The following is a 14476-nucleotide window of genomic DNA, read 5'->3' as shown; positions in this document are numbered from 1 at the left end:
GCTTGCAACTGCTCCCTTACCAATGCCGCTTGTCCGGACGCGCCAGGCCGAGTTTTTCGATCCGGTAGCGCAACATGTCGCGGCTCAGACCCAACAGTCGAGCGGATTTGGTGACATTCCAGTCGGTCTTGTCGAGCATCTTGCGCACCATGTCGCGCTCGACTTCCGGCAGGTTCATCGACTCGTTGCCGTTGTAGGTCGGGCGTGGTTCGCTCGGTGGCATTTCATGCGTAAACATGGGCGGCTCGTCCGCCAGGCTCATGCAGACGTTGAGCTGGTGCGCGGCGATGGTGTCGTTCTGCGCCAGCAACACCGTTTGCTCCAGCATGTTGCGCAACTCGCGCACGTTGCCCGGCCAGGTGTAATTGAGCAGCAGCTCTTCGGCCTGATCGCTGAAATGCAGGTTTGGCTTGCCATAGCGTTTGCCATGGGCCGCCAGGAAGTGTCTGGCCAGCAACAGGATGTCTTCGCCACGGGCATAAAGGCGCGGCACCTTGATCGAAATAATGCGCAGACGGAAAAAAAGGTCGCGGCGAAATTTGCCCTGCTGGACCATTTGTTCCAGGTTGCAGTTGGTGGCGCTGATCACCCGCAGATCGACTTTGCGTTCCTTCACCGAACCGACCCGGCGGATAGTCCGGTCTTCCAGCAGCTTCAGCAGCTTGGCCTGCAGAATCAAATCCATCTCGCCGATTTCATCGAGGAACAGTGTCCCGCCATCCGCCGCTTCCACCAGCCCCAGCCGACGATCCTTGGCGTCGGTAAAGGCGCCCTTCTCGTGACCGAACAGCTCGGATTCCACCAGATTGGACGGAATCGAGGCGCAGTTGAATTCAATGAACGGGCCTTTGCTGCGTGGGCCGTCAAAATGCAGTGCCCGGGCGACCAGTTCTTTGCCCGTACCGGTCTCGCCCTCCACCAGTACCGGGGGCAGATCGCTGTTGGCCATGCGTCGCTCGGCGTCGAGCAACTGGGCGATGGTGCCCTTGAGGTAAACCATGGGCGCGGAATCGCCGATCAGCGCCTGCACCCCGGATTTCTGTGCCTCGCGCTCCTGATAGAACGACAGCGTGCGCTCCATCCGTTCGGTGGCCAGGGCCTTGTCCAGTAGCAGCTTGAGTTCGGGCAGGGCCACCGGTTTGGTGACGTAGTGAAAAGCGCCCTCTTTCATCGCCACCACGGCGTCTTCGACATTGCCGTAGCCAGTCATCATGATCACTTTCAGATCCGGCGCGCTGATGCGCAGCTTCTGGATCAGCCCGTGACCGCTCATGCCCGGCAACGAGTTGTCGGTGAGCACGACATCCGGTGCGAAGGTCTTCAGTTGCTCCAGTGCATCCTCAGCCGAGTGGCAGACTGTAACCTCGAAGTCTTTGCGCTCCAGGTAGGTCTGAATATTCTCGGCGAGGAGCTCATCATCCTCGACCAGCAGTATGCTGTGTTCCATATTCCCCTCCCGTTGCCACTTTGAAGTTGAGACAAACGCGGGTTCCTTCCTGCTCCTGGCTGGTCAGTTCGACCGAGCCATCGAAACGCTCCATTATTCTTTTGACCAGGGCCAGGCCCACGCCCAGCCCCCCTTGTTTGGTGGTGAAGAACGGCTTGAAGACCATTTGCTGCTGCTGTTTGCTCATGCCCTTGCCGGTGTCATTGAGCATCATGCACACCTCATCGGCCGTCGGCTGTTCGATGTCGATACTCAACACGCCGCCCTTGGGCATGGCCTCCAGAGCGTTGGCAAACAGGCTATTGAGAATTTGCGTGAGCAGCACCTGTTGGCTGACGACCGCAGGGACTGTCGTGGGGATGAATCGCACCTCGACGTTCGAGCGTTTGATCTGCGGCTCGAACGCACTCAGGGTGTCGTCGATGGCCAGGATCAGATCCACATTCTCAAAGTCGTCGTTGACCGGTCGCAACGACACCAGCAGTTCACGGACCCAGCGCGACATGCGGTCGACCTGGTTGATGATGTCGCCGATGTTTTTCTGCGCCGACTGGCTGGCGATTTCCTGGGCCAGTTCGGCGCTGGAACGAATGTTCGCCAGCGGATTGCGCAGGCTGTGCGCGACCGCCGACGACATTTCGCCGAGGGCGACGAAGGTTTCATTGGCCACCAGTTGTTTTTGCTGGCTCTGCAACAGCATGGCCGCCCGACGCACGATCCAGAACAGGCCCAGGTAGATGACCGCTCCGCCGAGCAACGTTGTCAGCCAGATCTCCTTGAACCCGCGCTGGATCCGTTCAACCAGATCCACCGGTTCCTTGTAGATCTCGACCATGGCGATCACTTTGCTTTTGTCGGCGTTGAACATCGGAATGTAGTTTTCGATGAACAGGTATTGGGGTTCTCGCAACAGACGCTGCTCGGGCCGTTCCCCATCGATTTCGTGATAGCTGGTGGACACCGCTGTTTTCATCTCGAAGGACTCGTCCAGCTCCTCGTCATTCTCGATGCGCACACCGATCAGTTCCGGGTTGGTCGACCACACCACCGTGCGATCCAGGGCGTATACCGTGGCCAGGAGAATGTCCGGCAAATGCTCGACATGATCGAGAAACTCGATGCGCGACGAGGCACGGGCACCAGGGTCGACGTCGGGGTAGGCGTTGTCATTGCGGGGGTCGAGCATTTCGGCCATGGTTCTGGTCGGCGTGATCGACGCATGACGAATTTCGGCTTCACCAATGGCCTGGACGAACTGCGCTGTCAGCATCGAGTCGCGCTCGATGCTCTCTTCAACCACGAAGCGCGTAGAGATATAACCGAGCCCCAAAGCCACCGCGGCAATGATGAAAAAGCTCGCTAGGGAAAACCAGCGGACAAGATTGAAGGGCGGACGCCAATCCTTGCCTTCTGCGGCTGCCGGTGTTGTCGACGCCGCTGTTTTTTGTTCTTCCAGTGTCTGCATGGGACTGTCCTGGTGGCGGTTCTGCAAGCCTTTTCTGCTGTGTTTCGAATCAGTGTAGGTGGCATTGCTCGCAATGCCTGAGCAATGAAGCTAATTAGCCACTATTGCACCGTAGCCTTGGCGGGGCCGGCGATAGCGTGATCGTGTTCGGGCTCATCGTTGCCGGCCGCCAACACGCTGGCCGACGGATGCTGGCGATCGGTTTGCGCTTGTAAAAACGCGATGATCGACTGCGCGACTTGTTCATCCATGCGCAGGTTGGGCATCGGGATTTTGTCGAAACGCTCGAACAGAAAACGCACCTGCCGACCGTCCTGATCGGTCCGCACGGTGTTGAGAAAGTAGTCGCCACCCCACGGGGTGTCGGTATTGGCGACGGCGGTTTCTTTCGCCGGTACGGGTGTCGGTGGCATCGGTTTGGCGACCAGCAACTGGCTGGCCAGTAAACAGACCGACAACACCAACACCAGGTGCATGCCCAAAGCACGTGAGCGAGTCGAAACTGCGTTTGTGGCCATCACCAACCGCCTCGGATTCGGGAAGGGGTGACGGGAGGTTTGCAAGGAGCTCGCCATCTTTGTAACTGTTTTATACAAAAAACACTAAGAACTGACAAAACAATGGCTTATCGACACCAGTGCGCCATGACTGGGGAAAACGACTGGGGAATGTCACCCGCTAACGGGGAAAGCCATTCCCCATTTTCAAGGGATTAACTTGAACACCAGGCTCACCCTGGTGCCCTCGCCTTCACGGCTATCGAGCGCCACCGAGCCGCCAAAACGCTCCATGATCCGCTTGACCAGCACCAGCCCGACACCGAGCCCGCCCTGCTTGGTGGTGAAAAACGGTCGGAACGCCATGCGCCGTTGTTCTTCAGTCATGCCTTTGCCGGTGTCGCTGATCGTCACACACACCCGCCGGGAATCGCAGGGGTCAAGATCGATCGTCAACGTACCGCCAGCGTCCATAGCCTCCAGCGCATTGGCCAGCAAGCTGTTGAGAATCTGCGTCAGCTGCACGTACTGACTCAAGACCATTGGCGTCTCTTTGGGTGCGAACACCACCGTGACCCGGCCCTTGGCGATCTGCTGCTCGAACGCGTTGAGGCTGTCGTGCAGCACCACGACCAGGTTGACCGGTTCGGCTTCGTCGTTGAGCGGGCGCAAGGATTGCAGCAATTCCCGGACCCACTTGGACATGCGGTCGACCTGACCGATGATGTCGTTGATGTTTTTGTGCGCCGGACCACTGTCGAACTCCAGCGCCAGTTCGGCGCTTGAACGAATGGTCGCCAACGGATTACGCAGGCTGTGGGCCACCGCCGAAGACATCTCGCCCAGCGCCACGAACGTTTCGTTGGTGATCAGTTGCTTCTGTTGCGTCGCCAGCAAAATCGCCGCACGCCGCACGATCCAGTACAAACCCAGGTAAATCAGCCCGCCGCCCAACGCCGTCGCCAACCAGATCAACACCAGCCCACGCTCGATGCGATTGATCAGGTCCTTGGGCTCCTTGTAGATCTCGACCATCGCCGTAACGTTGTTGCCCTCGGCATCGAACAGCGGAATGTAGTTTTCGATGAAGATGTATTCCGGCGGCGTGATGAACTTCTGTTCCATGCGGGCATGGTCGACGTCGTGGTAGCTGGCCGATACCGGCGTCTTCGAGGCGAAAGCCTGATCCAGATCTTCATCGACATGAATGGTGGTGCCCATCAGGACCGGGTTGGTCGACCAGACAATCATCCGGTCAGGGGCGTAAATATTGGCCAGGATGACATCGGGCAAATGTTCGATGTGATCGAGAAACTCCCCCCGTGCGTTGGCCCGGGCCATCGGGTCGACGTCGGAAAAATCCCGGTCTTTGCGCGGGTCGAGCAACTCGCCCATGGTCCGTACGTTAGGGATTGCAACGTGGCGGACTTCGGCGGCGGCGATTGCCTGAATGAACTGTGACGTCAGCAACGCATCGCGCTGCACGCTCTCGGTAATCACGAATTGGGTGGACACCGAGCCCAACGCCACCGCCACCGTACCGATCACCGCCATGCTGATCAGCGAAAACCAGCGCAGCAGGTTGAACGGCTGTTTGCGCGTGCTCAATCGCATGTCGGCCTTGTCGGTGGCCAGGGTTTTGGCAAGCGTGTTCATTGGATGTTGTTCCCGGAAAAGCCCTATAGGGTTTATAGCCCACTGCTGGCAGTTTGCCCGGCTGCCGGGTCTTTCCCCCCTCCCCGGTTCCCCCGACTTTCCCGTTGCCCAATCTCCCCCAATGCTGGGGAAAGAGGCCCGTTCCCACAATCGGGGAAGTGCCGTCACGTATTGACGAAACACCTTTGTTCCGGGCCTCTCATGGCCATTTTTACCGGTTGGCATGGGAGTTGCCGAAGACCTGTCAACTGACCCACATCCAAGGGGCAGGTACTCTGATAGAGGGAATACACATGCACCCTTTACTGTCCAAAACCGCGATCGCACTGGCTGTGACCGCTCTGGCCCAAGGCGCTGCCCAGGCGGCGTTGTTTGCTGTAGATCCCGGTCCCTATTTGCCAGACACCGGCGGGTTCGCTGCCTGGTATCAGGACTCCCACGGCCGAACCCTCGACTTGTGCTTATCAAAAGCTGTCAGTTCCAGGGTTCCAGGTGCACCTGGCGCGCCGAGCTACATGTGCGTCCTCAATCCGGCTCCCGGCGTTTTCGACGACACGCAGCCCATCGCTTTCCCAAGCAACTTTCCCGATGAAACGTTCTGGTTTACTGGCGACGGCGCCATCGTCGACGCCGCCCGTGGCATCGACCTGACCTACGTCAGCGCTGTTGAAGCAGCCTTCGCCGCGGAAGAAGTGAAAGACGGCGACCAGGTCAGTTTTGGCCGAATCCGCATTCGGGTCGATGTGCCCACTGCCGGTGTCTACACCATCACTCACCCTTACGGCGTAGACATTTTTGACGTTCCCGCCGCTGGAACCCGCGCCATCAACATGACCCGGGACATCGGTATCGGCTCGCCGCAAGCCTACGACGGCGCGCTCAGAAGCGACATCGGTCCATTCCTGCGCAGCGTCAACGGCCCCTACACCGAGACCAACCCGGTCACCGGTGCCGCCGAGCAATTCATTGGCGATCCGAACCTGGCCGAGGCCTTCACCGGCAGCCCTTTCAACACCAACTTCATTCGCATCGAAGGCCCTAACGGACTGGATTTGCGCACGACGGTAATGACCATTTCCGGCAAGTTGTCGACGGTAGTGCGCCCCACTCCGATCATTGCCGAGCGCAGCACCTACTCGCGCAAAGCCGGCGCCAGTGCACCGGTCGCGCAACAGGACGTCTTCGTCATGGCCCCGCCGCCACCAGCCACCGTGACCCTCGACAGCAACAGCCCGGTACTGAACCTGACCGAGGCCGACACCACCGGCCACTGGTACGCCCAGTCCGCCACCAACCCGACGCTGCCGAGCACCCTTGCGGTAACCGCCGACAACCACCTGGCCATTCCCACCAGCACGCCGACCTCCATCTCCATGCCGTTGACCGACCTGGTGGTGATCTCGCAGGCGCAGTACAGCCTGAGCAGCGGGCAGATCACTGTTGTGGCCTCGACCAGCGATGAAACATCGCCACCGGTCCTGACCGTCACCACCGGTACCGGAGTCGCCATCGGCGCGCTCAGCGGCGACGGCGCGGTGAAATCGCTGTCGACCGGCATCTCGCCGATTCCACCGGCCAAGGTTCGAGTGACGTCATCCAATGGCGGCAGCGATACCGAAGAAGTGGTCGTCGTGCAATGAACGCACATATGCCCAGATCCTCATCAGGAGGCATCATGAACAAATTGCCACGCCTGGCGCTCAACGCCCTGGGACTGACTTTATCGTTGTCCGGCAGTGCATTCGCGCAACTCGCTGCCGTCGACCCCGGCCCCTACACCTTTGCCACGGGGAAATTCCCCATGTGGTATCAGGACAACAATTCGCTGTCGCTGGAACTGTGCCAGTCGCGGGCGACAAGTTCGCGGTCACCTGGCGCTCCTGGCGCGCCAGCCTACATGTGCATCCTGAACCCGGAACCCGGGGTGTATGACGACACCCTGCCGATGGTATTCCCGGATAACTGGCCACCGGAAACCTTCTGGTTCCTCGCCGAAACCACTATCGCCGATGTCGGCGGCTATGGCGTCGACGCCTATGTGGCCGGGATCGAAGCGGCCTTCGCGGCGGAAAACCCGGTCGACGGCGATCAGGCAAGCTTCGCGCGGATTCGCCTGCGGATAAACGTCCCCGTGGCGGGCACCTACACCATTACTCACCCGTATGGCGTGGAAACAGTCAATGTCACCACGCCGGGCCGTCGGGCGATCAACATCACCCGCGACATCGGCATCGGCGCGCCGGGCAACTTCGCCGGCGCACTCAATGGTGAAGTCGGGCCCTTCCTGCGCAGTGTCAACGGCCCTTACACCGAAGTGAACCCGGACACCGGCGCCATCGAGACGTTCGTGGGTGACCCGAACCTCACCGAAGCGGTCACCGGCAGCCCCAACAACACCAACTTCCTGCGTGTCCAGGGCCCACCCGGGACCATCCAGACCACGCTCTTTACCGTGTCCGGCAAAGTCCTCGACAGTCGTGCACAAACCCCTGCGGAAATCAGCCGCGCGACGTACCGTCGCGTTGCTACCGGCCCGGGCACCAGCAGTACCCGGGTAGAAGTGTTCGGCAAGTCGTCGAACAACTCGAGCCTGTGCTTCCGCGAAACCGTGGCCCTGGTTCCCGGACCACCACAGACGCCATGCCTGACCAGCATGCTCGGCGACAACACCGGCCAGTTCTTCGGCCACCGTCTGACCGGCAGCACCGTACCGCCGGTGGTCGTGCTCACCGCGACCGACCCGACGAGTACCACCCGGCCGACAGCGGTCTCGAGCAAAGTCTCCGACGTGGTGAAAGTACAAACCGCTCGCTACAGCTGGAGCAACCAAAGCCTGCTGATCGAAGCCACCTCCTCCGACGAAGTGGTCGTGCCGGACATGGTTGCCCAGGGTTACGGACGGCTGACCAAGTCCGGCACCCTGCAACGCCTGACCGTCGCTGACCTGCCTCAACCACCGGCCAGCGTGACGATCAAATCGGCTTCCGGTGGCAGCGATACCGAGCCAGTCGTCGTGGTCGGCACCGCGCCGGACACCGGTGAAAACCAGGCCCCGGTTGCTGTCGCTGACAGCGGTAGCACAAGTTTCGGCTTGCCGATAACCCTCAATCTGCTGACCAACGACAGCGACCCGGACGGTGACACACCACTGAGCATCACGGCGCTGACCCAACCAGCCGACGGCCAGGGTTCCGTGGCATTGAGCGGTACCACGGCCGTCGTCTACACCCCGCCAGCCGTGGTCAATGCACCGCTGACCACGACCTTCACCTACAAGGCGCAAGACATCAAAGGCCTGGCCTCGACCGCTGCCGCGACCGTGACCATCACCGTGGCACCTAACCAGCCTCCGGTGGCCGTCGCCGACAGCATTGCGACCCTGGGTGTGTCGATTCCAATCAACGTGCTGGCCAACGACACCGATCCGGAAGGCAACGTGCCGCTCGCAATCGCCAGTTTCACTCAACCACCGCAGAATCGCGGCTCGGTGACCAGCAACGGCACCACCCTGACCTATAACCCACCGGCCACGGTCACCACGGCGTTCACCACGACCTTCACCTACATCGCCCGGGACAGCTTCGGCGCCCTGGCGACGTCACCGGCCACGGTCACGGTGCAAGTCTCGCCACGACCTGCTGCGGAAACCTTTGCCGTCACGGCGGCCAGTGTGACGGCCCGCTCCAACAACCGCTTCAACTGGGACTTCACAGGGACCTCATCGGTAACCACCGGCAACACCATCACCGTCCAGGTGACCACGCCGACCGGGCTGGTAACGCTCGGTAGCACCACGGTGCCGCTGACCGGACGCTGGAGGCTGACCGTGAGCAACAGCACAACGGTGATTCCGTCGACGAACCCGACAGCCACCATCACTTCGTCCCAAGGCACCGTGCGTACCGTCAACGTCAACGTGCAGTAAACGCTCGCCCCACCGGCCGACCCGGCTGGTGGGGCAAGCCCTCAACCAAAGGACCACGTCCATGAATACGCCGACCGCCGCCCTGCTCTGCCTGCTTCTGCTTTGCAGCAGTGCCGGGGTGCGCGCCGACGACTTGATGGAGAACGACGACCTGGCACCCGGTGCCGATCTCGGCGAGCTGCCACCCCCTGTGGGCCAGCAAGCCTTGATCGACCAGAACGGCCAGGCCAACGTCGCGCTGTTGCAACAGAACGGCCAGTCGCTGCTCGGCCAGATCGTGCAGTCAGGCAGTAATCAGGAAGCTTTCATCCTGCAACAAGGCAGCGACCTGATGGCCTTGATCAACCAGCAAGGTTCCGGCAACGCCGCGTCGATTACCCAGACCGGCAGCCACAACCGTGCGCAGATTTCCCAGAACGGCAATAACAACGACGCCAACATCGTCCAGGCCGGCACGGGGCAGCAAAGTGCTGTAACCCAGGCAGGCAATGGCATGAGCGTATCGGTCACTCAATATCGCTAAAGCACTACACCACCTGGAGGTTTCATCATGTTCAAACTGACGCCCCTCACAGCCGCCATCCTGGTCATAGTCAGTGCCCAGGCAATGGCCGATGACAGCGTGTCCACCCAAAACCAGTTCGGTACCGCCAACATCGCCGATGTGAAACAGAGCAGTGCTCCGTTCAGTACCGCCACCCAACAGCAACTCGGCGAGGGCAACGACGCGGCCGCCGTGCAAGACACGGCCACCAGTGTCATTACCCAGACCCAGACCGGGGACTTCAACGCCGGCTATGCCGAGCAACTGTTCGAGGACAACAGCACCATCACCCAGACCCAGACCGGCAGCTTCAACGTCGCCCACGCCAGCCAGTCGATTGGTCTTGGCAATAGCGAAGCATTGCAACAACAGGAAGGCACCGGCAACTTCTCGTTCGTCTATCAGGACAGTCAGGAAAACACGTCCGGGCAGACCTTCCAGTTCGGCGACGGCAACGAAGCCAACATCGAACAGATACAACCGGGCATGGCCAACAATGCCGTCATCATCCAGTACGGCACCACCAACTACGCGACCGCCGAACAGATCGGCCACATGAACGGCCAGATCAACATCAACCAGGCCGGCAGCACCAACTACGCCTATGGTGATCAGCGCTATGGTGAAGGTGGCACCCTGACTATCAATCAATATGGCGACGGTAACGGCACTGAAGTCTGGCAGGACACCCAGGTCAACGCCCAGGCCACCATCAACCAATACGGCGGTGCCAACGAAACCATCGTCGATCAGAGCTTTGGCCAGGACAACGTCGCCACCGTGCTGCAAGTCGGTGACCTCAACGCCATCTACGCTGACCAGTTCGAATCGCTCGGCTCCACCGTCGCGCTGTATCAACAGGGCACCGGCAACGTGCACTTCACCTACCAGACCGGCGACAGCCATGTGCTCAATGCCACGTCGGTGGGTGACGACAACAAGGTCTACGCCAGCAACTGGAAAGGCCCGCAAGCGGGCGGCCAGTTCGGCAGCAACCAGCGCGCCACCGTCAACCAGGCCGGCACCGGCAACGTCGCCAACTTCACCCAGGACGGCGTCGGCCACATCATGACCACCAACCAGACCGGTACCGGCAACAAAACCACGGTCAGCCAGAGCAACTCGTACAACGAGCTGTACTTCGACCAGAATGGCAGCGACAACATCCTGATCTCCGATCAGCGCGGCGTCGCCAACCTGGCCCAGGGCAGCACCTCCGGCAGCGGCAACAGCACCGAGTTCAACCAGGACGGCCTCGGCAACCAGGCCTACACCGCTCAGCTGTACGGCGACGACAACATGATCACCATCAAACAGGCTGACACCATGAACGTGGCGTACGTCACCCAGGGCGGCACCGGCAACATCGCCAGTGTCGACCAGAGTGGCATGACTCAAACCGCCAACGTGCAGCAGTTTGGTTCGGCCAACCAGGCAACAGTGTTGCAGCAATAATCGCGCAGCGTAAAAAACCGCGGCCCTCGGGGGAGGGTCGCGGTTTTTTTATTGGGCGGGGCGAGTCAGGCAGGTTCCGGAATGTCCAGTGACACCGACATGAACTGGTTGATGCGCGAGCGCAGCCAGCGTTCCGCCGGGTCGTTGTCGTGTACCCCGCTCCAGGCCATCGACAACTGTGCCGCTTCGATCTCGAACGGTGGGTCCTCGGCGCGCAAGCCGCAGCCTTCGACCAGCGCACAGGCTGCGTAATCCGGCACCGTGGCAATCATCTCGGTGCCCGCGAGCAACGCCCGCAACCCACTGAACTGCGGCACGCCGAGCACCACTTTGCGGCAGCGTCCGACCTTGGCCAGGTCCAGATCGATATTGCCGCTCAGGTCACCGGAAAACGACACCATCGCATGGGGCCGTGCGCAGTACTCGTCCAGCGTCAACGGGCCGGGCCGGTCGTCTCCGCGCAGCACCTTGCAAGGAATATCACGCAATTTCTTGCGCTTGGCATTGGCCGGCAGGTCGGTGGTGTAACTGACCCCGACGGAAATTTCCCCGGACGCCAGCAACGCCGGCATCAACAGATAATTGGCGCGCCGCACCACCACGACGATACCCGGCGCCTCTTCCTGCAACTGGCGCAACAACGGTGGAAACAGGCCGAACTCGGCATCGTCCGAGAGCCCGATGCGGAACACATCGCAACTGGTCGTCGGGTCGAACTCCTTGGCCCGGCTGACCGCTCCGGAAATCACGTCCATCGCCGGCTGCAACTCCTTGAGAATCGCCAGCGCCCGCCCTGTCGGCTCCATGCCGCGACCATTGCGCAACAGCAACGGATCGTCGAACAGATCGCGCAACCGACCGAGCGCCGCACTCACCGCGGGTTGGCCCATGAACAGCTTTTCTGCAACGCGGGTCAGGTTCTTTTCGAACATCAGCGCTTCGAAAATCACCAACAGGTTCATGTCGACGCGGCGCAGATCGTTTCGGTTCATAGACACGGGTTCCTTGTGAGTGAATTCAGACAGGTGCGAGTGTGCCGATTGTGTCTGACTTTACTCAAGACTTCCCGTTGCGCAGAAGGAATTAACAACGTTTAACTCGCAAGCCAGAGCGCCTGGATCAAAGAATGAAGCCTACTGACACGGACATTCGCCATGGCTCACTTCCAGCAAACCGCCGCCCGCGCGACCGTCACAGAGGCGCCAAAGAAAAGCGCAGGCGGTCTCAGCCCCCAGCGCGAACGGTTGGTGAAACAACTGATCCTCGAACGCCTCGGTGAAACCCTCGAGGTCACCGAACTGGCCCAGGCCTGTGCCTTGTCACGCAGCCATTTCTCCCGTGCCTTCAAAACCAGCACCGGCTGCTCGCCTCAAGAGTGGATTCGCCAGCAACGCATCGCCCGCGCCAAGCTGCTGATCCAGCACACTGACCTGAGCCTGACGCAAATCAGCCTGGAGTGCGGCTTCTGCGATCAGGCGCACTTCTGCCACATGTTCACCCGCAGTGAGGGGATCAATCCGTTTGCCTGGCGCTGCCGGGTCATGCGCGACATCAGAAGCTCGTGTGGGAGCGAGCCTGCTCGCGAAGGCGGCCGGGCCGGCGACATCCATGTTGGAAGTGCCGGCCCCCTCGCGAGCAGGCTCGCCCACAGGGGATCTGCAGTGAACACAAGATCTGTGCCTGGCAAACATTCATTGTAGGAGCCGGCTTGCTGGCGATAGCGGTGCAGCAGTCAACGGTGATGTTGAATGCGCCACCGTCATCGCGAGCAAGCTGGCTCCTACCGTTGATTGGTGTCGTATACGAGATTGACGTACGCCGCCGATCCCTTGTGGGAGCGAGCCTGCTCGCGATGGCTTTGCGTCAGGCAGCGTAGATATTGAATCTGCTATTGCCAGCCAAGCGTCCGTCTCTGTTCCCGCAAGAACCGTCCTGTCGCGGTATAGTCGCCGACGGTCGTCTCTGCGACCGACAGCCGATCCGGCACAGCGGCCAAACCACTGGCCAACTCCGCGACTCGCTCTGCCGCCGGAATAACGCTATGGATCTTGCCGACGCCCTGCCCCGCATACAGCGATAATTTCTCGGCCATCCGCGGTTTGTCGATCGCCCGGGCGCCGCCGCCAATGAAGCGCAGCAGGTTCCATTTATCCCGATTGGGAATCACGCGATGCGGCGTGCCGTAGGTCCAGCCAAACGAATAGCCGGTGCGGTACTCGGTGTCGTCCGTGGTCGCTTCGACGATCTTCTGTTTGTACAACGGATGGGCATTGGACTCATCAGTGGCGATGAACGCCGTGCCCACCACCACCCCGCAAGCACCCAGTGACATAAGCGCCCGCACATCGTCGCCCTGGGTGATGCCGCCCGCCGCCAGTACCGGCCGGCCTTCGGCGATCGCAAGGATCGACGTCAGTAGCGGCATGATGCCGATCGTGCCTCGATTGAGATGCCCGCCGCTCTCACTGCCTTGGGCGATGATGATGTCGGCGCCCTGGGCAATGGCGATGTTGGCCAGTTCCACCGACCCCGCTTGCACCATCACGATCAGCCCGGCGTCCTTGGCCCGGGGGATCATGTCGGCGGCATATTTTTCGGCGTAAAACAGCGACAGCAGCTTGGGCTTTTCCTTGAGAATCACCTGAAACTGCGCCTCGAACACATCCGGGCCACCGAACTGCGGCACCAGGTTCACACCGAACGGCTGATCCGTCAGTGCGCGGGTTTCCTGTAGCCAGCGGCGCAAGGCCAAGGGCGGCAGTCGCAAGCCACCGAGGACGCCCATGCCCCCGGCATTGGCCACAGCGCCGACCAATTGCGGCCCGGAAATCGCCGCCATGCCGCCGAGAAAAATCGGATATTTCACGCCGCAGAGCCGGGTAACGGCGTTACCGGCAAAATCAAATCTGTCCTGGTTCATGACTCACAGCTCCACATGTTTGCCCAGCATCCGCTTGAGCGTGTTGTTCTTCAGGAGAAAGTGATTTTTGACCGCGCCGAAAATGTGCAGCGCCAGGCCCGCGAGGAACGCCGAAGCGCCGATATTGAACAGCACGTCGACCACATGCCGCAGTGACTCATTGACCGGCAGGAGGCTCGGAATCCACCACCCTCCCGGCAACTCCACCACTTGCCCGGCGGCGCAGCGTGAAGCCCACACCGCGATCGGCAATAGCACCATCGCCAAGGCGAGCGACACCGCCACCGAGCGGCTGATGATCACTTCGATCGGGTTCGGCGTGCCCACCGGCAGCGGATGATAGGAGGTGATCCGCGCCCAGAACCGATAGCTCGAAACGAGAAACAGAATCAGGCCCAGCAGGTTTTGCAGCCTGCCGAGCGCCAGTTGCAGTGCGTCGCTGGAGGCATGGTCGATCAACAGTTGCAGGCCGAAAATCGCCAGCAGGGAGAACGCCACGACCCAGTGCAGGGCAACTGTGATGGGGGAAAATCTCAAGCCATTGTCTCTAAGTTGCATGGCTGACTC

11 protein-coding genes and 1 pseudogene are annotated in these 14476 nt (G+C 60.7%); 5 read left to right on the top strand and 7 right to left on the bottom strand.

Going from position 1 to position 14476, the window contains the following annotated elements; all coding sequences use genetic code 11:
- Window positions 1-16: 16 nt before the first annotated feature.
- From M5G20_RS14775 to M5G20_RS14760, 4 genes are all read right to left on the bottom strand, one after another.
- A complete protein-coding gene (locus M5G20_RS14775) occupies window positions 17-1447 on the bottom strand; it encodes a sigma-54-dependent transcriptional regulator (RefSeq protein ID WP_273919668.1) in 1431 nt (476 codons plus the stop codon).
- A complete protein-coding gene (locus M5G20_RS14770; RefSeq protein ID WP_273919667.1) occupies window positions 1416-2912 on the bottom strand; it encodes a sensor histidine kinase in 1497 nt (498 codons plus the stop codon). Before M5G20_RS14770 ends, M5G20_RS14775 begins: the two co-directional genes overlap by 32 nt.
- Before the next feature lie 101 nt (window positions 2913-3013).
- Window positions 3014-3430, bottom strand: a complete 417-nt coding sequence (locus tag M5G20_RS14765; RefSeq protein ID WP_273919666.1) for a hypothetical protein — start codon at window positions 3428-3430, stop codon at window positions 3014-3016.
- A 186-nt stretch (window positions 3431-3616) separates the two neighbouring features.
- Entirely contained in the window at window positions 3617-5065 is a 1449-nt protein-coding gene (locus M5G20_RS14760) for an ATP-binding protein (RefSeq protein ID WP_273919665.1), read from the bottom strand.
- A gap of 293 nt (window positions 5066-5358) precedes the next feature.
- Here M5G20_RS14760 and M5G20_RS14755 point away from each other — a divergent pair, with 293 nt between their 5' ends.
- The 4 genes from M5G20_RS14755 to M5G20_RS14740 all read left to right on the top strand — a co-directional run bounded on the left by M5G20_RS14755 (window position 5359) and on the right by M5G20_RS14740 (window position 10989).
- A complete protein-coding gene (locus M5G20_RS14755; RefSeq protein ID WP_273919664.1) occupies window positions 5359-6705 on the top strand; it encodes a hypothetical protein in 1347 nt (448 codons plus the stop codon).
- 35 nt (window positions 6706-6740) lie between these two features.
- A complete protein-coding gene (locus tag M5G20_RS14750) occupies window positions 6741-8990 on the top strand; it encodes an Ig-like domain-containing protein (RefSeq protein WP_273919663.1) in 2250 nt (749 codons plus the stop codon).
- A 61-nt stretch (window positions 8991-9051) separates the two neighbouring features.
- Window positions 9052-9513, top strand: a complete 462-nt coding sequence (locus M5G20_RS14745; protein WP_273919662.1) for a curlin — start codon at window positions 9052-9054, stop codon at window positions 9511-9513.
- A gap of 27 nt (window positions 9514-9540) precedes the next feature.
- Window positions 9541-10989 carry a curlin gene (locus tag M5G20_RS14740; RefSeq protein WP_273919661.1) on the top strand — a complete coding sequence of 483 codons (1449 nt, stop codon included), beginning with the start codon at window positions 9541-9543 and terminating at the stop codon, window positions 10987-10989.
- A 65-nt stretch (window positions 10990-11054) separates the two neighbouring features.
- Here M5G20_RS14740 and M5G20_RS14735 read toward each other — a convergent pair whose 3' ends face one another.
- A complete protein-coding gene (locus M5G20_RS14735; protein WP_273919660.1) occupies window positions 11055-11981 on the bottom strand; it encodes a LysR family transcriptional regulator in 927 nt (308 codons plus the stop codon).
- 162 nt (window positions 11982-12143) lie between these two features.
- On the opposite strand from M5G20_RS14735, the pseudogene M5G20_RS14730 reads away from it, so the two are divergent.
- Window positions 12144-12548: pseudogene (locus M5G20_RS14730) on the top strand (helix-turn-helix domain-containing protein); the annotation flags it as partial.
- A 329-nt stretch (window positions 12549-12877) separates the two neighbouring features.
- Here the strand turns inward: M5G20_RS14730 and M5G20_RS14725 are convergent.
- Together M5G20_RS14725 and M5G20_RS14720 are read right to left on the bottom strand one after the other, a co-directional pair.
- Window positions 12878-13909, bottom strand: a complete 1032-nt coding sequence (locus M5G20_RS14725) for an NAD(P)H-dependent flavin oxidoreductase (RefSeq protein WP_273919659.1) — start codon at window positions 13907-13909, stop codon at window positions 12878-12880.
- Window positions 13910-13912: 3 nt separating this feature from the next.
- Window positions 13913-14467 carry a cytochrome b gene (locus M5G20_RS14720; protein WP_273919658.1) on the bottom strand — a complete coding sequence of 185 codons (555 nt, stop codon included), beginning with the start codon at window positions 14465-14467 and terminating at the stop codon, window positions 13913-13915.
- Window positions 14468-14476 lie beyond the last annotated feature (9 nt).

It is taken from the genome of Pseudomonas sp. TNT2022 ID1044 (assembly GCF_028656895.1).
Lineage (GTDB): Bacteria > Pseudomonadota > Gammaproteobacteria > Pseudomonadales > Pseudomonadaceae > Aquipseudomonas > Aquipseudomonas reinekei.
This window is presented reverse-complemented; position numbering and strand designations above follow the sequence as displayed.

Excerpts from the sequence above, each read along its gene's own strand:
- M5G20_RS14725 (WP_273919659.1), bottom strand. The coding sequence starts at position 13,909 with ATGAACCAGGACAGATTTGATTTTGCCGGTAACGCCGTTACCCGGCTC.
- M5G20_RS14745 (WP_273919662.1), top strand. The coding sequence starts at position 9,052 with ATGAATACGCCGACCGCCGCCCTGCTCTGCCTGCTTCTGCTTTGCAGC.
- M5G20_RS14775 (WP_273919668.1), bottom strand. The coding sequence starts at position 1,447 with ATGGAACACAGCATACTGCTGGTCGAGGATGATGAGCTCCTCGCCGAG.
- M5G20_RS14770 (WP_273919667.1), bottom strand. The coding sequence starts at position 2,912 with ATGCAGACACTGGAAGAACAAAAAACAGCGGCGTCGACAACACCGGCA.
- M5G20_RS14735 (WP_273919660.1), bottom strand. The coding sequence starts at position 11,981 with ATGAACCGAAACGATCTGCGCCGCGTCGACATGAACCTGTTGGTGATT.
- M5G20_RS14740 (WP_273919661.1), top strand. The coding sequence starts at position 9,541 with ATGTTCAAACTGACGCCCCTCACAGCCGCCATCCTGGTCATAGTCAGT.
- M5G20_RS14760 (WP_273919665.1), bottom strand. The coding sequence starts at position 5,065 with ATGAACACGCTTGCCAAAACCCTGGCCACCGACAAGGCCGACATGCGA.
- M5G20_RS14755 (WP_273919664.1), top strand. The coding sequence starts at position 5,359 with ATGCACCCTTTACTGTCCAAAACCGCGATCGCACTGGCTGTGACCGCT.
- M5G20_RS14765 (WP_273919666.1), bottom strand. The coding sequence starts at position 3,430 with ATGGCCACAAACGCAGTTTCGACTCGCTCACGTGCTTTGGGCATGCAC.
- M5G20_RS14750 (WP_273919663.1), top strand. The coding sequence starts at position 6,741 with ATGAACAAATTGCCACGCCTGGCGCTCAACGCCCTGGGACTGACTTTA.
- M5G20_RS14720 (WP_273919658.1), bottom strand. The coding sequence starts at position 14,467 with ATGCAACTTAGAGACAATGGCTTGAGATTTTCCCCCATCACAGTTGCC.